This is a genomic window from Ruegeria sp. YTSC004 (genome assembly GCF_059609805.1).
Genome location: NZ_JBXWMJ010000004.1, coordinates 158,616 through 178,053, shown reverse-complemented (window position 1 = coordinate 178,053; position 19,438 = coordinate 158,616). Strand labels below are relative to the sequence as shown.

16 protein-coding genes are annotated in these 19,438 nt (G+C 58.2%); 4 read left to right on the top strand and 12 right to left on the bottom strand.

All coding sequences use genetic code 11. The annotated features are described in order from the left end of the window. Positions 1-4 precede the first annotated feature (4 nt). From ccmB to yajC, 7 genes are all read right to left on the bottom strand, one after another. Positions 5-661, bottom strand: a complete 657-nt coding sequence (ccmB, locus tag AC2FFP_RS09650) for a heme exporter protein CcmB (RefSeq protein WP_496723499.1) — start codon at positions 659-661, stop codon at positions 5-7. Further along, positions 658-1,272, bottom strand: a complete 615-nt coding sequence (ccmA, locus tag AC2FFP_RS09645; protein WP_282169318.1) for a heme ABC exporter ATP-binding protein CcmA — start codon at positions 1,270-1,272, stop codon at positions 658-660. The genes ccmB and ccmA overlap by 4 nt, the downstream gene beginning before the upstream one ends. 146 nt (positions 1,273-1,418) lie before the next feature. Then, entirely contained in the window at positions 1,419-1,772 is a 354-nt protein-coding gene (locus AC2FFP_RS09640) for an Mth938-like domain-containing protein (protein ID WP_496723503.1), read from the bottom strand. Next, positions 1,759-2,529, bottom strand: coding sequence for a sulfite exporter TauE/SafE family protein (locus tag AC2FFP_RS09635; RefSeq protein WP_496880979.1), 771 nt, complete (start codon positions 2,527-2,529; stop codon positions 1,759-1,761). The genes AC2FFP_RS09640 and AC2FFP_RS09635 overlap by 14 nt, the downstream gene beginning before the upstream one ends. Then, on the bottom strand, positions 2,522-3,496 hold the full coding sequence (secF, locus tag AC2FFP_RS09630) for a protein translocase subunit SecF (RefSeq protein WP_058277475.1): 975 nt from the start codon (positions 3,494-3,496) through the stop codon (positions 2,522-2,524). Before secF ends, AC2FFP_RS09635 begins: the two co-directional genes overlap by 8 nt. Position 3,497: 1 nt before the next feature. Continuing rightward, positions 3,498-5,159 (bottom strand): protein translocase subunit SecD, encoded by a 1,662-nt coding sequence (gene secD / locus AC2FFP_RS09625; RefSeq protein WP_496766946.1) that lies wholly within the window; start codon positions 5,157-5,159, stop codon positions 3,498-3,500. 33 nt (positions 5,160-5,192) lie between these two features. Next, positions 5,193-5,480, bottom strand: a complete 288-nt coding sequence (gene yajC / locus AC2FFP_RS09620) for a preprotein translocase subunit YajC (RefSeq protein WP_058274044.1) — start codon at positions 5,478-5,480, stop codon at positions 5,193-5,195. A gap of 201 nt (positions 5,481-5,681) precedes the next feature. Here yajC and AC2FFP_RS09615 point away from each other — a divergent pair, with 201 nt between their 5' ends. After that, positions 5,682-7,346 carry a mechanosensitive ion channel family protein gene (locus AC2FFP_RS09615; RefSeq protein ID WP_496880978.1) on the top strand — a complete coding sequence of 555 codons (1,665 nt, stop codon included), beginning with the start codon at positions 5,682-5,684 and terminating at the stop codon, positions 7,344-7,346. A 72-nt stretch (positions 7,347-7,418) separates the two neighbouring features. Then, entirely contained in the window at positions 7,419-8,711 is a 1,293-nt protein-coding gene (gene serS, locus AC2FFP_RS09610; RefSeq protein WP_496766944.1) for a serine--tRNA ligase, read from the top strand. 54 nt (positions 8,712-8,765) lie between these two features. On the opposite strand, the gene AC2FFP_RS09605 is transcribed toward serS, so the two are convergent. From AC2FFP_RS09605 to AC2FFP_RS09585, 5 genes are all read right to left on the bottom strand, one after another. Beyond that, complete coding sequence (locus AC2FFP_RS09605) at positions 8,766-9,374, bottom strand: helix-hairpin-helix domain-containing protein (protein WP_496766943.1); 609 nt, start codon at positions 9,372-9,374, stop codon at positions 8,766-8,768. Between the two features lie 91 nt (positions 9,375-9,465). Continuing rightward, a complete protein-coding gene (locus AC2FFP_RS09600) occupies positions 9,466-10,452 on the bottom strand; it encodes a fatty acid desaturase (RefSeq protein WP_496766942.1) in 987 nt (328 codons plus the stop codon). Between the two features lie 163 nt (positions 10,453-10,615). Then, a complete protein-coding gene (gene der / locus AC2FFP_RS09595) occupies positions 10,616-12,079 on the bottom strand; it encodes a ribosome biogenesis GTPase Der (protein ID WP_496740460.1) in 1,464 nt (487 codons plus the stop codon). A gap of 48 nt (positions 12,080-12,127) precedes the next feature. After that, entirely contained in the window at positions 12,128-13,450 is a 1,323-nt protein-coding gene (locus AC2FFP_RS09590) for a PQQ-like beta-propeller repeat protein (RefSeq protein WP_496782611.1), read from the bottom strand. A gap of 42 nt (positions 13,451-13,492) precedes the next feature. Then, a complete protein-coding gene (locus tag AC2FFP_RS09585) occupies positions 13,493-14,164 on the bottom strand; it encodes a hypothetical protein (protein WP_496782609.1) in 672 nt (223 codons plus the stop codon). Positions 14,165-14,389: 225 nt separating this feature from the next. Here AC2FFP_RS09585 and AC2FFP_RS09580 point away from each other — a divergent pair, with 225 nt between their 5' ends. Beyond that, entirely contained in the window at positions 14,390-15,622 is a 1,233-nt protein-coding gene (locus AC2FFP_RS09580) for an efflux RND transporter periplasmic adaptor subunit (protein ID WP_496844154.1), read from the top strand. Next, positions 15,619-19,416 carry an efflux RND transporter permease subunit gene (locus AC2FFP_RS09575; protein WP_496766938.1) on the top strand — a complete coding sequence of 1,266 codons (3,798 nt, stop codon included), beginning with the start codon at positions 15,619-15,621 and terminating at the stop codon, positions 19,414-19,416. The genes AC2FFP_RS09580 and AC2FFP_RS09575 overlap by 4 nt, the downstream gene beginning before the upstream one ends. Positions 19,417-19,438: the final 22 nt, after the last annotated feature.

Sequence of the window (19,438 nt, the reverse complement as noted above, 5' to 3'; positions counted from 1 at the left end):
AGCGTCACCGAAGGTTGATCCGCAATACTGCTGCGCTGGCAAAAGGCAACAGCGCAATCGTGGCGGCGGTGATCCCCGCCAGCATCAAAAGCGGCGTCTGAGTTTCCATCCCCGTGGCACCACGGCGCGCGACCTCGGCCCCGAAGATCAGTGTGGGAACATAAAGCGGCAGAACAAGCAATGACAACAATAGACCACCACGCTTTAGGCCGACTGTCAGAGCTGCGCCAAAGGTCCCGATTACACTCATGGCCGGGGTGCCGACCAAAAGTGAGATCACCAACCAGAAAAATCCCGGCACCGGCAGGTTCAACAGCACACCCAGAAACGGCGCGGCCAGAACCAGGGGCAAACCCGTCGTTAACCAGTGGGCCAGCGCCTTGATCGTCACAACCGCCTCAAGCGGCAAGGGCGCCGTTGCTAGGAGGTCAAGCGATCCGTCTTCCCAATCCAGCGCAAGCAGACGATCAAGCGACAACAGGCAAGCCAACAGCGCGCCCAGCCAAAGCACACCCGGGGCAATGGTCGACAGCAGCGAAGATTGCGGGCCGACTGAGAACGGCACCAGAACGGTCACAATCAGAAAGAATGCAAGGCCAAGGCCAAAACCCCCGCCCGCGCGGAACGCCAGTTTCAGGTCGCGCAGCAGCAGGGCGATCACAGGAAGCCTCCGTCAAAGTCGTCGATGGGTTTTGGTTTGGCTTTGTTGGGACCCACATCCAGAACCGCACCGTCCAGACCAAGGTCGATATGGGTGGCGATCAGGGCGGAACCGCCCTGCCCCAGATGGGCACGAACGGTATCGGCGAACATCTGGACGGCGCTTTTGTCCAGTGACACCGTCGGTTCGTCCAGCATCCAGATCGGCCGCCCGGTGACCAGCATCCGGGCCAGTCCAAGGCGACGTTTCTGCCCGGCGGACAGGTTTCCCGCATGGCGGTCCGACAGCTCGTTCAAAGCAAAGGCATCCAATGCCGGTTGGATGTCATCTGTCCCAAAGACCGAGGCCCAGAAGGTCAGGTTTTCCACAACCGTCAACGTTGGCTTCAACCCGTCGGAATGCGAGGCGTAGGCAATTTGATCCTCGGCCCCGACAATGGTTCCGCTCAACGCCGGCTGCAACCCCGCAAGTGTACGCAACAAAGTTGTTTTGCCGATCCCGTTTGGCCCACGCAGGATCAGTGCTTGCCCGGATTGAAGCGAGAAGTTGAGCCCCTCGAGCACGGGGATACCCCCGCGGGTGATGGCAAGATCGGTTACGGTCAGTGTCATACGTTCCCGCTTATCTTATTGCGCATAGGGGCAAAAGGCGGGATTTGCCGCAGGGCAATGCCCGAGCCGCTGTCGGATAAGCATGAAAATGAGGGGGCAGCCCTTCGCGCTCCTGGGATATTTTTGGCCAGATGAAACGGATCCCGTCAGGTGGGAAGCAAAGCCAGCGCGATGCGACGGCCTTCGGAGAGCAGTACATTATAAGTCCGGCAGGCTGCAGGTGAGTTCATGATCTCAACGCCCATGCCGGCCTGCTCGAGCGCCGCTCGAAGGTCAGAGGGGATGTGGGCCAGATCAGCGCCCGTTCCGATCAACAGGACATCCACATGCCCAGCCAATGCAAGCAAAGAGGATTGATCGTCGTATCCGCCCCAACCAGTGGTGCCCGATGGACCGGTTAGAACCGCCCCTTGGTGAACCTGGCCACCAATACGGAAAAAGCCGGGCCCGTAGCCATCAACCGGTGTTGCGTTGTTATATGTGATCTCATTCAACCGCATGGATATCTTCTATGCCCCAAAGCGGCAGGCCCGACAAGGCAGCAAGGGCGATGACCACATAAGCCGCGGCACGGTAGAGCTTTGCCCTTTCCGGATTGAATAGCCATCCGCCCAGCCAATTGCCCAGAAGGTTCGGGGCGGACAGAGCCAAACCCAAAACGACACTGTCGAGGGTCACACGCCCCATGCCGGACAGGAAGCCAAAGATGAGAAAATCGAATCCAAAAAGGAACAGCAGGATTGTGGCCCGGATAACCTCTACAGGAAGTGGGCGAGACATGTAGAACAAGATCACCACCGGTCCAGGCAACCCAGCGACGCCACCGAGAAAGCCCGCAGCGCCACCGATTGCGGTCACCATCGCGCGCCGCACGCGGCCTTGATAGCGTAATCCGAGGATCAGGATTGCAAGCATGAATAAGGCCAGAAAGCTGACCGCGTATCGAAAAACCTCAGGTTCGACCTGCGTAAGGACCCACAGGCCAACGGGCAGGACCAGGGCGCAGCCCAGCAGTAACCGTGCCAGGTCGCCGCGGTCCACGACGCGCCACGTCCGTCGCAGGTTGGGGAGTGGCCCGAAGATATCCATGATCGTCAGTCCGATCAGCGCCCCAAACGGGCCGAGGAACGGTGTGGCCAGAGGTAAAAAAATCAGCGCGGTGCCAAAGCCGGAAAACCCGCGAACGATGCCACCCAGTGTCGCTGCAAAAAGTATAACGGCCAGCCCCGTGGGGGACTGGCCGAGAAGATCAGGCATCCACATTTGCGAACTGGTTGCCCGCGTTGTTGGACGGCTTCGACCAGTCGCGCTTGACGCCCAGCCACAGCAGGATGGTCGAGGCCACAAAGACCGAGGAATACGTCCCTACGATCACGCCCCAGATCATCGCGAAAACAAAGCCGCGGATCACGTCCCCGCCCAGCACATAAAGCGAGATCAGCGCTAACAGGGTGGTAACCGAGGTCATCACCGTCCGGCTGAGCGTTTCGTTGATCGAGATGTTCAGAACCTCTTTCAGGTCCTTTTTCTTGTATTTCCGCAGGTTCTCGCGAACACGGTCAAAGACGACCACGGTGTCGTTCAGCGAATACCCCACGATGGTCAGCAATGCCGCGATGATGGCCAGATCGAACCGGATTTGCAGTTCCGAGAAGATGCCGATGGTGAGGATTACGTCGTGAACCAATGCGGCCACCGCGCCCAAGGCGAACTGCCATTCGAAACGCAGCCAGATATATACCAGCACCGCCCCGATCGCCAACACCACCGCGATAACCGCAGTTTGGATCAGCTCACCGGAGACTTTGGGGCCGACGGATTCAACGCTTTCAAATGGTAATTTGAGGCCTGGATCAGCAGCGGCAAGCACCTCGCCGACCTGAGTGATCACGTCCGATGTAACTGCCTCGGCGTCTTCTTGCGCTTGGATACGGATCATCGCGACATTCTCATCCGGTCCAAAGTTTGGATCGAAGATCTCTGTGATTGTCACATCCCCCAATTCCAACGGGGCAAGGGCGTCACGATAAACTCCAACATCAATCTCTTGGGTGCTTTGCGTCCGGATCGTCGTGCCACCGCGGAAGTCGATGCCGAAGTTCAGCCCCTGAAGCATGAAGGACGTGAACGCCACGATCATCATCAAGGCCGAGATACCCAGCCAGATTTTCCAGCGGCTGAAGAAATCGAACGAGGTATTCTGGGGTACGAGTTTCAGTCTCATGTCAAACCTCGATCATTTTCGGGCGGCGGCGTTCAAACCAGATGACGATCATCAGACGCGTCACGAAGATCGCGGTGAAGACCGAGGTCAGAATGCCCAGACCCAACGTGATGGCAAAACCGCGCACCGGACCGCTGCCCATGGCAAACAGGATTACAGCGGTGATGAAAGTGGTCACGTTTGCGTCCAGAATGGCCGACAACGCCTTTTCATAACCCAGTTCGATCGCGCGCGCCGGGCCTCTGGCGGATTTCAGTTCTTCGCGGATACGTTCAAAGATCAGCACGTTGGCATCCACCGCCATACCAACCGTCAGTACGATACCAGCGATACCAGGCAGTGTCAGGGTCGCTCCGATCAAGGACAGCAGGCCAAACAGCAGGCCCACGTTGATGATCAGAGCGATGTTGGCAAAGATACCAAACAGGCCGTAGCTGAGCGCCATGAAAACCAGCACTGCGGCAAAGGCTACGATCGTCGCGACCTTACCGGCATCAATGCTGTCCTGACCCAATTCCGGACCAATGGTCCGTTCCTCGAGGAACTCCAGCCCCGCTGGCAAAGCACCTGCGCGCAACAGAACAGCCAGATTGGTGCTTTCTTCAACGGTGAAGTTGCCGGTGATGATGCCCGAACCGCCGGGAATGTGGCTTTGAATAACAGGGGCCGAGATGACCTCATCATCAAGAATGATTGCGAACGGCTGGCCGATATTTTCCAGCGTATAGTCGCCGAACTTGCGCGCCCCAGATGTGTTGAACCGGAAGCTGACCGCTGGGCGACCGTTCTGGTCGAAGGCTGGCTGCGCGTCCACCAGCTCTTCGCCGGTGACGACTGGGGCCGCCTCGACTGTGTAAAACAAACCGGTTTCGTCGATGGAGGGGAGGACCTGTTCGCCAATCCCCGGCACTGCGTCCGGGTTGGTACCCCGCCCCACTACGGGATTGAATGTCAGCTGAGCGGTGGTGCCGATGATCTCTTTCAGTTCACCAGCACTGCCGATACCCGGCACCTGAATAAGGATACGATCCGCACCCTGACGTTGGATCGTGGGTTCACGCGTTCCAACCTCGTCAATACGGCGGCGCACAATCTCAAGCGACTGGCGCACAGTGCGGTCGTCTGTGGCAAGTTTTTCCGCCTCTGACAGTTGAACGACGATTGTGTCGCCCTCAGCCCGTGCCTCGATATCGGTTGCACCTACACCGGTCAGGGTTTGCACCTGACGGGCCAGGCCGCGCACAACTTCAAGCGCGCGGGACATGCCCTCGGGCTGGCTGATGCGCACCCGAATCTCGTCCGGGGCCGACTCTTGTTTGCGGATGGTGCCAACCGTGGCGCGCTCATCCCGCAGTGCATCGCGAATTTCGGGCCACATGGCCTCCATCCGGGATTCGTACACATCGCCGACCTGAACTTCGGCCAACAGATGCGCACCACCGCGCAGATCGAGGCCCAGATTGACCAGCGACGACGGCAGCCAGTTCGGCCATTGCGCCGCCTCGGCCTGCATTTCGGGAGTGTCGATACCAAGCTCAATTGCGGCCTTGGCATCGTTGGATTGCTCGACGCGCGTATAAAACGCATTCGGCAGGGCAAGGATCAGACCGATCACGCAGACCAGCCAGATCAGAACCCGCTTCCAGGTATCAATTTGCAGCATTACCCTGCCTTTTCAAGGAATTGTGGCGCGAAGTTACTTCGCGGGCTCAGTCTTGTTCAGAACCTGCGCAATGGTCGACTTGACCACACGAACCTTCACACCCTCGGCGATTTCAACTTCGATCTCGTTGTCGCCTTCCTTGACCTTGGACACCTTGCCGATCATTCCACCCTGGGTGACAACCTGATCGCCGCGACGCACGGCTTCGACCATGGCCTGATGTTGCTTCATCTTTTTTTGCTGCGGACGGATCAGCAGAAAATACATGATCGCGAAGATCAGGATCAGCGGGAGAAACTGGGCGATTGCGCCACCTTCCATGGGATATTCCTTTGTTTTGGTGCTGCGGAAATGCTCCGCAAATTTGGCGGGAACCTATGCTCTGAATTGCGCCTTTGCAAGCGAAGGCAACGCTGTACACCGCCCTGACCCGGCCACAGTGCACAAAGAACAAGCCAGGCGTTGCAGATATGTCCTAGGCACCTCGCTGAAACTGGGTATAGTTCGGGTTAAGGGGGACATATGGCAAGGCAATTCAAGCCCTTCCTTTTGCTGGTTTATTTTCTGACGGCCCTGGCGTCCAGCCTTTGGTTTTCAGACGTCGTACTGGCACAGGAAACACCGACGGAGCCCCTTGCTTCTGACGGGGCGGACTCGGACAGTTTCGTGGCGCCGGTCATCGTGGACGGGGACGTATTGTTCCAGGTCCGGGGATCCAGTGCCCTGCCCGCGCCAGAGCGGGCGGAAGACGTTCAGGACAAGATCATCGAAATCGCCGAAGCCTCGGATTCACTGACGGTTGAGGTGACATACGAAGAGACCGAGTTCGGCATTTGGACTCTGGCCGATGGCGAGAGAGTTTCGATCGTCACCGAAGCCGATGCCGAGTTGGATCAGATGGAGCTTAGCGTTCTAAGCGTTTTGCACGGGAACGCGATCAAACAATCCATCGAAGACTACCGCGCCAACCGCACCGATCGGGCGCGCGTGTCCGGTGCAATTGAGGCAGTGGCATGGACCATTGGTTTTGTGGCGTTTGTGGTGGCAATCCTGTGGGTGCACCGTCGGATTCGACGGAAGACATTAAAGTTTGTCTCACTTCACCTCAAGGACGTGGAAACTGCCACAGCCAAAAGCGTTCAGGCCGAAGCGATCGCTGCGCTGGTACGATATGGGCTGAACTTCGTTCTGCTTATCATCTTCTTTCTCGGCTTTTATTACTACCTCTCGTTTGTTCTGCTGGCTTTCGCCGAAACCCGCTATTTTGCGCAGCTATTGCTGACCTATCTGACCGAGCCGGTACTGCTGATCTTCAAAGGCATTATCAGTTACATCCCCAATTTAATCATGTTGGGCCTGATTTCTTGGGTGGCGCTGTACATCATTAAGGGGATGCGGGTGTTCTTCGACGCGGTCGAAGCGGGTTCCTTCGACATGGGCGATTTCGAAAAGCACTGGGTCAGCCCAACCTTCAACATTGCCCGTGTTGTGGTGATCATGATCGCCCTGGTCTTTGCCGTTCCCTACATCCCCGGGTCCGACTCGGCGGCGTTCCAGGGATTGACGATCCTGGTGGGCGCCATGCTGTCGCTGGGTGCAAACTCTGTCGTCTCAAACATGCTAGCCGGCCTGTTCGTGATCTATCGTCGCTCGACCTCGATCGGGGACCGGATTCAGATCGGCGACCACATCGGCGATGTGGTTCAGATCAAACTGATGGAGACGCATCTGAAATCTATCAAGAACGAACTGATCTCGATCCCAAACGCGCAACTGATGAATTCGGATGTGGTGAACTTCTCGAAGAAAACGGACGGCAGCGGTCTGCTGCTGCACACCACGGTTGGCATCGGCTATGAAGAGCCGCCCGAGAAGGTCGAGGCGATGCTGATTGAGGCCGCCAACCGAACCAAAGGCATCAAGGCCAAGCCTGAACCCTTTGTTTTGTGGACCGCATTGGCGGATTACGCGATCAACTATCAGATCAACGGCTATACGACCCGTGGCAGCATCATTCCGAAAATCCGGTCAGACCTGCATCGCAATATCGTAGCCGTGTTCAATGAAAACGGTGTGCAGATCATGACGCCCTCTTACATGGCTGATCCACCTGATCCCAAGATCCCGACCGAGCATTGGGATGGCCATCTGGCGCATGAAACACACGCGGATGCCGATAAGTCGTAACCGGCGCTACACCCTGCCTTTCAGATGGTGCATAAGCGGTTTCAGTGATTCACGCATTTAAGGATCTGAACCATGCACGACATCCGCGCCATTCGCGAAAACCCCGCCGCCTTCGACGCCGCACTTGCGCGCCGTGGGGACGCGCCGGTGTCGTCAGATTTGCTAAGGTTGGACGAAAGCCGCCGGGCCAAGATTCAGGCCGCAGAAACGGCACAAGCCGAACAGAACAAGGCCAGCAAAGAAGTCGGTGCCGCCAAGGGGCGCGGCGACGAGGCTGAATTTCAACGCCTGCGCGCGCTGGTCGCGGAAAAAAAGGCCGAAATCGCCCAGATGCAGACCGAGGCCAAGGATCTGGACGCACTGCTGACTGATCAACTGATCCGCATCCCGAACCTGCCCGCCGAGGACGCGCCAGAAGGTGCGGACGAGAACGACAATGTCGAGGTCAACCGCTGGGGCACTCCGCGTGAGTTGGATTTTGCACCGAAAGAGCACTTTGAAATCGAAGCCGTTCAGAACGGCATGGATTTTGAAACGGCGGCAAAGCTGTCCGGCTCGCGCTTTGTCCTGTTGTCCGGTGGTGTTGCCCGCATTCACCGTGCGCTGGCGCAGTTCATGCTGGACACGCACATCAACGAAAACGAACTGACCGAGGTGAACGGCCCGGTTCTGGTTCTGTCCGAGATGATGCAGGGCACAGGCCAATTGCCGAAGTTTGGCGAAGACAGCTATCAGACCCGTGAAGGCTGGTGGCTGATCCCGACGTCCGAGGTGTCGCTGACCAATATCGTCAACGACACGATGATCGAAGAAAGCTATCTGCCCCGCCGCTACACCGCGCATTCCCTGTGCTTCCGGTCTGAGGCCGGATCGGCCGGCAAAGACACGCGCGGCATGTTGCGCCAGCACCAGTTCGAAAAGGTCGAAATGGTCTCGGTCACCCATCCTGACAAGTCAGATGATGAGCAGAAACGCATGCTGCGCTGTGCCGAGGGTATTCTGGAACAGCTGGGCATCCCCTATCGCACAGTGATCTTGTGCACAGGCGATATGGGCTTTGGTGCGCGCCGAACCTTTGACATCGAGGCCTGGCTCCCGGGTCAGGATACGTACCGTGAGATCAGCTCGGTCTCGACCTGTGGTGATTTTCAGGCACGTCGGATGAATGCGCGCTTCCGGCCCGAAGGTGGCGGCAAACCGGAATATGTTCACACGCTGAACGGATCGGGCCTTGCCGTTGGCCGATGCCTGATCGCAGTGCTGGAAAACGGCCAGAACGCAGACGGTACCGTCACCCTGCCCAAGGTTCTGGCCCCCTATCTGGGCGGCAAGCTGACGCTGCAACTGGACGGCACGCTGGCATAAAAAAACCGGCGGCCAACAGGGCGCCGGTTCAAGAGGGTTAAGGTCGGAGAAGGGTTACTTCTTCGCCTTTTTCTTATCCTTCTTCTTGTCTTTTTTCTTATCTTTCTTCTTGTCCGTCTTGTCGGCCTTTTTCTTTTTGTCTTTCTTTTTATCTTTCTTCGCCTTGGCCTTCACCTTGTCCTTGGCTTTCGAGAAGACGGCTTCCATCTCCTGAAGCTTTTTAGCGGCCTTTTCAGCCTTGGCTTTGGCCTTGGCCTTCTTCTTTGCCTTGGCTTCTGCCAGTTCGGCTGCGGCCTTTTCCTCAGCCGCTTTGCGCGCAGCCTCTTCCGCCCGTTTCTCGGCAGCGGCGGCGGCAATGGTCTTGCGGGTCGCTGGTCGGCGCACTGCGGGTTTTCTGGCAGGTGCGCGGCGCGTTCCTCTTTTAGCAGCAGGTTGCTTGGCGGCAGGCTTGGCCGCGGCGGGCTTGGCGGCTGCCGGTTTCGCCGCAATCGCCTCTTTCGCGGCGGCGATCAAAACGGCTGCGCGGGCTTTGCCGATACGAGGAACTTTGACCAGTGCAGCGGGGGTTGCCTTGGCAACGGCTTCAGCGGTTTTGAAACCGTTGGCGGTAAGTGACTTTCCTAGCCCCTCTCCAACGCCTTTTATTGCGGTCACTGCGGTCATTCTTTGTCCTTTCCGATTTTCCCTGCATTATCTTATGTATACCAGAAACACGCTCTCACAAGCCAGTGCTCAGAGTTGCAGGTCATTTGTGTCAGCTACTGTGTGCAAGGTTACCGGATTGATCTTTTCCGGGAAACGGAACAAGCCGCTTGGCGTCTTCGTCCCACAGTTTCAGGTTCAAAGCCGCGACTGCCTCGGGGAATTTGATCCGGCGCGGCGTGAATTCGGGCGGTAGGTTATAGTGGCATGCACGCAGCCGATATGACGGAATACGCGCATTGAAATGGTGGATGTCGTGCAGCGTGATGCAGGCAACCGCATTGTCGAACCACCACCCGAAATCCAGCGCCGATGATCCCTGCAGCGCGGCCAGTTGCGGGTCCAGATCCGGACGGCGATCCCAATACGTGTCCTCGAAATTGTGCTGTAGATAGACCAGAAAAACACCCAGCATCCCGCCCAACAAAGAGAATACCAACCACACCAGAATACCCATGGTGCCGGCGATCAAATACAGAAGGCCAAGAAATACGATGATCGACAAGTTGTGTAGCAATACGCCCTTCACGCCAAACCGAACCGTGTTCTTGGGCCACCGGTAGCGGATGAAATACGTGAACAGCGCCCCAGCCGGAACCAGGATGAAGGGATTTCGGTAGAGCCTGTAAAACAAGCGCCCTTTCCAATCCGCCTTGTTCCATTCCCGTACGGTCATTGTGTGGATTTCGCCCGTCTCGCGGTGCTCGAGATTGCCGATACCGGCGTGGTGCAGGTTGTGATTCTGTTTCATCACCTCGAAAGGCGCAAAGGTGAACGGCGAAAGCCCGTGCCCCGCCCACTCGTTTTGGTGACGTGTTTCAAACAGCGAGTGATGCCCGCAATCGTGCTGAAGCACGTACAGGCGCACCGCCGAAAAGGCAAAGACGACCCCGGCCGGGATCATGACATACCAGCGATCCACAAAGGCAATCGCCAGCGCTAGCGATGTGAAATACATCGCGAAGGTTCCAAAATAGCTCAGCGCGGCCAATCTGTTGTCCTGAACCGCGTATTGCCGAGTGTATTCCCTCAGATCCATCCAGCCGCTCCTCACGTTGGTCAGGTCCAATGGTTGTCAAAAACTGGTGCGGAAGCTCCGCGTGAAATTACGCGCGCACAAAACAGATGCACGCCAGTGAATGCTAGCGTGGGGAATTGGGGCTGTCACGCCCCTCAGCCGAAAATGCTGAAAATTGGCGCAGTTACGCGCGACCCTTGAGATGTTTGGCCAAGGCACCCGCGTTTTTCTTACGGCGTCCCTTGTACGGGTTCTTGTCCCCCTGTCCGCGCAAAGTCAGGCGGATCGGAGTACCGGGCATGTCAAAAGATTCGCGCAGACCGTTGACCAGATACCGGGTGTAACTGGCTGGCATTTTGTCAGGATGCGAACACATGACAACAAAGCCCGGCGGACGGGTTTTGGCCTGTGTCATGTAACGCAGCTTGATCCGGCGACCTTGCGGGGCTGGCGGCGGGTGCTGTTCCAACATGGCCGTCAGCCAGCGGTTCAGCGCGGCCGTCGGCACACGGCGGTTCCAAATGTCATGGGCCCGCAGAATCGCGGCGCGCAGGCGCTCTAGCCCCCGGCCCGTTTTTGCCGAGACCGTCACCAGCGGTGCGCCACGCAATTGAGGCAGCAAGCGCTCGAACGACTCTTTCAGATCCCGCAGCTTTTCCTGTTTATCTTCTTCGATGTCCCATTTGTTGATGGCGACAACAACGGCACGACCCTCGCGCTCGGCCAGATCGGCAATACGCAGGTCCTGCTGTTCGAAGGGAATGGCCGCATCCAGCAGAACCACCACCACTTCGGCAAATTTCACGGCACGCAGACCATCCGAGACTGAAAGCTTTTCAAGCTTTTCCTGCACCTTGGCTTTTTTGCGCATACCGGCGGTATCAAAGATACGCATCGGTGTGCTGTCTCCGTCCGGGTCGGCCCAATCGATCCGCAGACTGATGGCATCGCGCGTAATACCGGCCTCTGGCCCGGTCAGTAGGCGGTCTTCGCCAATGATCTTGTTGATCAATGTGGATTTACCGGCATTCGGGCGGCCAACAACTGCCACCTGCAACGGCTTTTCAGCGCTGATCAGGGGCGTCTCGCCCTCGCCGTCCTCATCCAGTTCGATATCGGTTTCCGGTGCATCCTCGACCGCCTTTTCCTCAGCGGCATCGGCCAATGGCATAAGCTGGGAATAAAGATCGGTCATTCCCTCGCCATGCTCGCCCGACAGGCGCACCGGCTCACCCAGGCCAAGGTTATAGGCTTCAAGCACACCCGCATCCGCTGCGTTTCCTTCGGCCTTGTTGGCCGCGAGGATCACGTGTTTGGAACGTTTGCGCAGAATCTCGGCAAACAGTTCGTCGGTCGGCGTGACCCCAACGCGCGCGTCAATCATGAACAGACAGACATCTGCCATGTCCACCGCACGCTCGGTCAGGCGGCGCATGCGGCCCTCAAGGCTGTCGTCGGTCGCGTCCTCAAGCCCCGCAGTGTCGATCACGGTAAAGCGCAGATCCCCCAGACGCCCTTGGCCTTCGCGCAGGTCGCGCGTCACGCCGGGCTGGTCGTCGACCAAAGCCAGACGTTTGCCCACAAGGCGATTGAACAGGGTGGATTTGCCCACATTCGGGCGCCCCACGATGGCGAGGGTCAGCGACATGATACTCAACTTTCAAGACTCAGACGCGCCCTTTAGCGCATCTTGTGGTCAACGGAAAGCGTGCAAATCACCTTTGGTCGACACGACGTACAGTGTTTGGCCCGCCACAACCGGTGCCGTGGTCGCGCCACCTGGCACTTCGACACGGTTCACCAGTGCTCCGTCAACAGGGCTGAAGAACCGAACATAGCCATCGTTCGAGGCGATGACGATGCGCCCACCCGCCATGATCGGACCATAATGCGCGTAGACCGCCCCCCGGCGTCCCGGCTTATCCTTGACAAAACCCGGCAGGTCCTGCGCCCAAACAATCGCTCCGGTCGCGGCGTCTAATCGGACCAGTTGGCTGCGATCACTGATCAGGAAAATGCTGTTGCCAGCGGCCCAGACCGTATCGACGGCCCCTTCGTCCGCGGTCCACATCCGTTCGCCCGAATTGGCGTCAAACGCGACCGTGCGCCCGGAATGGTTGCCGATATAGATTTTATCACCCACCACCATCGGTCCGCCGGTCACATCAACGATCTGCGCCGCCGCACGTCCGCGACGTCCCCCGGCCACTGATGCGTTCCAGCGGCGAATACCCCCACGACGGAAGGTCGCTGCGACATCACCCGAGCCAAAGGCGAACACGGAAAAATCTGATGCTATCACTGGCGCCGGCGCACCCAGAACGTTTCCAACGCTTGGGGTGCCCTGAATTTGCCAGGCAATGCGGCCGTCCTTGGTGTTGACCGCCCAGCCAGTTTCGTCACCAGCCACCAGATACAGCAGACCGTTGCTGACCAAAGGCGCGCCGCTGCCGGTCGCGTTCAACCTTTTCTGCCAACGAACTGCACCGGTTTTGGCATCCAGCGCTGTCAGGCGGCCGTATCCGGAAGACACATAAAGCACACCGTTGTCATAGGCCATGCCGCCACCCGTGGCATCCGAGTCGCCATCACTTGGCGGAATAAGATCGGTGTTCCAAACGACCTGCCCTTGCGGCGACACGGCAGACACCGTTGCGCCGGCATCAAGCGTATAGATCAACCCGCCCGCAACAACGGGATCAGCCGTGATCCGCTGCTTGCGCGAGTCACCCTGTCCGATTGAAGCGGACCAAATGCGCTGCGGTGTTGCGCGCAACTGTGCATTGGTCGTCCGGAACGCGGCCGTGCCCGGGCTTTGCGGCCAACTCGCGTTGGCTCTTTGCGCCGGAAGGCTGATCGGTTTTGAGCCGCGGGTTTCCACCGTTTCGGTATCGGCAGCAGGTCGGATATCTTCCCGCGGTCCCGGCAAGATAACCTCGGGTTCCCGACAGGCGGCGACCAAGGTCAATGAAAGGGCTGCCATCGGCAATCCAATACGGGAGAATAGACTTGCTACCATGATATTCCGAACTCGCCTGTAAGTTTTCCTGCCGCCACCAGATCAGCCCTGTTGGGCGATCAGCGGCTCTGGTTCGCCACCCAGTGCTACAATCAACTGAGCCGCACGCTGTTGCAAATCCACGCCAACCTCAGCGTCCTGACGCAAAGCTTGAAGCCGCGTGATGGCCGCGTCAACATTGCCCTCGGACACATCAATCAGGGCCAATTGTTCTTCGGCAAGCAACCGCAGCGGAGCGCCCGGCGCGGCCAGCGCTTCGAACTGAAGACGACGATCGGCTGCGGGCAAAGTGTCGCTCTGCAGCAGCAGCGCCTTAAAAGCCGCGATCGCGCGGTAGATTTCCGGCAGATCCCCTTGGGACGTAATGGCATTCAGGCTGGCAACCGCATCCTGCTCCGATCCGGCCTCAATCTGAGAAGCCGACAACAGCATGTTAAGAACCGCATCCCCACCCGGCGATTGCGTTTCGACAGCGGCAAGACTGGCTGCACGGTCATCCGACTGATTCTGTGCCAGCGCCGCCAGGATTGAATCACCCAAATCCTGCGCCTGACTGGTTGCGCGCGACTTGCGGACTTCATTGAACGCAGCACCGCCCACGATCAGGACAACCACAAGCACACCGACCCAACCCCATCTGCGCAATAGCAAGAACAGGCGGTCCCGGCGTACCTCTTCGGTCACCTCATCAATAAAACTGTCGACGTCGCTCATCCCTGCCCTCCGGGGCTGCATCCTTGGTGTATGGCGCCATGTCATACCCCGGCGCAATCGCCAAGCCAAGAGCCCGATTTTTTACAATCCAACCCGTGGCCTGCCCTCTTGTAGAAAAAAATAAACCGAACTATTCAGTTTAGTGTGGAAACGATACATAATCGTCCCCACTTTCTAGCATGACCGCAAAAAAAATGTGGCGCAGAATTCTGGGAGTAGTCCTGCATGCGATTGATTTCATTAGCAAACGCCGCTTTGGTTATTGTTGTTTTGTTTTTTTTGGTTTTCGAACGGGACAGCCTGTTCTCTTTCGCCGGGCGCGCGGAAGCCGAGGCCAGCCCTGAGGTTGCCAGCGAATCTGGCGAAGTCGTGGACGTGGATCAGGCGACGATTGGCGTCGTTGCCGTTAGGTCAACTGCACGTGAAATTGACAGCGCCGTGTTGTTGCGGGGCCAGACCAAGGCCAATCGCCAGGTCGAAGTTCTGGCCGAAACCACATCGACGGTCATCTCAGAACCCAAGCGCAAAGGCACGTTTGTCGAAGCCGGCGATCTTCTGTGCGAGCTTGACCCAGGCACCCGCCCCGCCAGTTTGGCCGAAGCGAAGGCTGCCAAGTTAGAGGCGGAAAGCCGCATTCCAGAAGCCGAAGCCCGCCTGGAAGAGGCACATGCGCGTGTCGCCGAGGCCGAGATCAACCTGACGGCTGCGAATAAACTGTCCGACTCCGGGTTTGGATCTGAGACACGCAGAATCTCAAGCGAGGCGGCGATGAGAACCGCCGAGGCCGGTATCAAGACCGCCGAAGCCGGTCTTGAGGCCACCCGCGCCGGGATCGAAGCCGCAACTGCCGAGGTCAAAGCCGCGGAACGCGAAATCGATCGCCAGACGATCACAGCACCCTTCAAGGGATTGTTGGAAAGCGATACCGCAGAATTGGGCAGCTTGATGCAGCCCGGTGCGCTATGCGCGACCGTTATCCAACTGGACCCGATCAAGCTGGTGGGTTTTGTGCCAGAAACCGAGGTTAACCGCATCATCGTCGGAACCGAAGCCACGGCGCAGTTGGTCACTGGCCTGCAGGTTTCTGGTCGTGTGACATTCCTGAGCCGCTCGGCCGATGAAACAACCCGCACGTTCGAGGTCGAAATCACTGTTCCGAACCCGGAACTGGCCATTCGGGACGGCCAAACCGCCGACATCCGCATTTCGGCCGCCGGGGCCAAGGCGCATTTCCTGCCGCAATCGGCACTGACCCTGAGCAATAACGGTCAACTCGGTGTCCGCACCATTGGCCAGAGCAACGTGGTCGATTTCCAGCCCGTCGTTCTTCTGCGTGATTCAGCCGAAGGCGTTTGGGTCGGCGGCCTGCCCGAAACATTGGACGTGATCGTCATCGGGCAAGAGTTCGTGACCCGCGGCGTCACAGTTGAACCCACATATCGGGAAGCTTCGAAATGACTGGAATCGTCAGTTGGGCCGCCGGCCGGGCCAGAATGGTTCTGGCCTTCATCGCCATCTCATTGGTGGTTGGCGGCTTTGCCTATGTCAGCCTGCCGAAAGAAGGCGAGCCCGACATTGAAATCCCTGCCCTGTTTGTCTCGGTTCAGTTTCCGGGCATCTCAGCCGAGGACTCGGAAAATCTGTTGGTCAAACCAATGGAGACCGAACTTGCTGACCTAGATGGGCTGAAAGAGATGACCTCGACCGCCGCCGAAGGGTATGCGGGCGTGGCGCTGGAGTTCGATTTCGGCTGGGACAAGACCGCGATCATGGCTGATGTGCGCGACGCGATGAACAGCGCGCAGGCCGAATTCCCCGACGGAGCCGAGCAATACTCGCTGACCGAGATCAATTTCTCAGAGTTCCCAATCGTTATCGTCAACCTGACGGGTGCAGTCCCCGAGCGCACTATGGCGCGAGTCGCCAAGGCGTTGCAGGACGACCTTGAGGCGATGGATTCGGTGCTCGAAGCCGGTATCGCGGGCAACCGCGACGAATTGCTTGAGGTCATTATCGACCCTCTTCGGCTTGAGGCATACAACGTCACCGCCGCCGAGCTTATCGACGTTGTGCGTAACAACAATCAGCTGATCGCTGCCGGTGAGGTCGAAACCGCACAGGGCACATTCTCGGTCAAGATCCCCTCTTCCTTCAAAACCGCGCAGGATGTTTATGGCCTGCCGGTCAAAGTGAATGGCGACCGGGTCGTCACCCTGGGGGAATTGGCGCAGATCAACTATACCTTTGAGGACCGCGAAGGCACTGCCCGTTTCAACGGCGAACAAACCGTCGCGTTGCAGGTGGTCAAGCGCAAGGGCTACAACCTGATCGACACAGTCGAGGGTGTGAAACAAACCATTGCCGCTGCGCAGGCCAAATGGCCGCCCGAGATGCAGGCCGCAATCCAGCTGGGCACCTCGAACGACCAAAGCCGCATCGTCGGTTCGATGGTCAGCCAGCTCGAAGGCTCGGTTCTGACGGCCATCGCACTGGTGATGATCGTTGTTCTGGCCTCTTTGGGCACACGCGCGGCATTGCTGGTGGGTTTTGCGATCCCGACCTCATTCCTGCTGTGTTTCGCCTTCCTGGCAGTCATGGGCATCAGCATCTCGAACATCGTGATGTTCGGCCTGATCCTTGCAGTGGGTATGCTCGTCGACGGGGCCATTGTTGTCGTGGAATACGCTGACCGGCGCATTAAAGAGGGCGTTGGCCCGATGCACGCCTATGTCGAGGCTGCGCAGCGTATGTTCTGGCCTATCGTGTCATCCACGGCCACAACCCTATGTGCCTTCCTGCCCATGCTGTTTTGGCCGGGTGTCCCGGGTGAATTCATGGGCATGCTGCCTGTCACGCTGATCTTCGTTCTGTCCGCTTCGTTGATCGTTGCACTGATCTATCTGCCTGTCATGGGTGGTGTTTCAGGCCGCCTGAGCCGCGTCTTTGACCGCACATCCGACTGGCTGCGCGCACGCACCCGGTGGTGGGTTCGTGCGGTTATGGTGCCGCCATCGCTGTACCTGATCTTCCTTGGTGCGATGCAACTGCTGAATCCGACCTATCTGTTGCCCGAAGGCGCATTCGGAGCAGTTCTGCTTGGTGCCTTCCTGTTTATTTTCGGAGCATTTGCTGGTTCTGTTACGTTGAGTGCCGCGAAAATCGAACGCGCGCCCGATCAGCATGTGCATACGGCGCGCGAACACACACCCTTTGGCTATGTCATCAAGTTCCTGGTCGGCAACCCGATCATGCCGATTGTTTCGATTGTCGTCATTGGCTTCGCTGTGATGTCAGTCATGACCGCATTTGGGAACAATAACCGGGGCGTAGAGTTCTTCGTCGAAAGCGAACCCGAGCAAGCCACGGCCTATGTTCGTGCACGTGGCAACATATCGCTGATCGAAAAGGACCAGATGGTACTGGCGGCCGAAGAAATTATCAGCGCGCACCCCGCAGTCGTGAACGTGTTTTCCTTTGCCGGAGAAGGCGGGCTCAACCAAAACAATGGAGGTGCGCAAGCACCGGCAGACACTGTCGGTCGCGTCCAGTTCGAAATCATCCCGTGGGAAGACCGGCCCAACGTGTCCGAACCGATCTTCGGCGGGTTGATCGACCGTGAAACGGTTGCCCCGGAATATGACGGTGACTTCGTGCTCGATCAGTTGAACGCCGAACTTGCAAAGATTCCGGGCTTCATCGTCGAAATCCTACCGCTGGAACAAGGCCCGGCCTCGGCCAAGCCCGTTCATCTGCGCATCAAGGCGGACGGCTGGGAAGAACTGAACTCAGCCACTGTTGCGGCCCGAAAGATGTTCGATGAAACACCCGGCCTGATCAAGATCGAAGACACCCTGCCCTTGCCCGGCATCGACTGGCAGATCGACGTGGATGTTGCCAAAGCGGGTCGTTTCGGCGCGGATGTGGCAACCGTCGGCGCGATGGTGCAACTGGTCACGCGCGGGCTGCTGCTGGGCGAAATGCGCCCCGACAGCGTGGACGAGGAAATCGAAATCCGCGTTCGCCTGCCCGACGAAGATCGGGTTTTGTCGACACTGGATACGCTCAAAGTGCGAACGCCTGATGGGCTAGTGCCTTTGTCGAACTTTGTCACCCGCAAGCCAGTGGCCAAACTGGCCGAGATCAACCGGATCAACCAGCAGCGCTATTACGATGTGAAGGCCGACGTTGAGCCGGGTCTGAGCAAAGTTGTGATAGATAATGCGGACGGCACGGAACAGCGGCTGGCAGTTGTGAGCGGCGTCGTGGAAGGTACAGAACCCACAGGCGCGATCATCACTGGACCGACCGGCAACAATTTCGAGCTTGTCATGTTGACGGGTGCGGGAGATGTCGATGCAGTGCGCGCCGATCTGGAATCTGGAAACGCCCGGATTAGCCTGATCAATGCCAACGAACGCATTGCAGTGCTGACCGAGTGGCTTGAAACCAATCCCTTCGGCAGCACCGTCAGTTGGGAATGGACCGGCGATCAGGAAGATCAGGCAGAAAGCCAGGCTTTCCTGTCCAGCGCTTTCTTGGCTGCTTTAGGCCTGATGTTTGTGATCCTGCTGGCGCAGTTCAACTCATTCTACAACTCGGTGCTGGTTCTGCTGGCCGTTGTGCTTTCGACCACCGGCGTTTTGATCGGGATGATGGTCATGCAGCAGCCTTTCTCGATCATCATGACCGGGACAGGGATTGTGGCCTTGGCGGGGATCGTGGTGAACAACAACATTGTTCTGATCGATACCTATCAGGAATACAGCCGGTATATGCCCCGGATCGAAGCGATCATCCGCACGGCAGAGGCGCGTATCCGCCCGGTTCTGCTGACCACCCTGACCACGATGGCCGGTTTGACGCCGATGATGTTCGGATTGTCGCTGGACTTCATCAATGGCGGCTACTCCATCGACAGCCCAACTGCGCTGTGGTGGAAACAGCTGGCTACGGCGGTTGTGTTCGGGCTGGGTATTGCAACGGTGCTGACCCTGATCGTGACGCCATCGTTCCTGGCGCTGCGGGTGTGGGTCACCACCTATGCGGTATGGCTGGCCAAGGCGCTGGCACGGGCCACTGCAGGTCGTTCCAGCCAAATCGCTCAGGATATGGCGGTTGGTCATGCTGCCCGTCAGGTACAGGCCACCGAGGTTGTCTGGGGGGATGAGACGCCGACCGCGCCCGCACCGGATGCAGACAAGGATGAGCGTCCCGATCACCCGCCAACGTCACCCCTAAAGGCGGCCGAGTAATGCAAATGGCGAACCGCAAGGT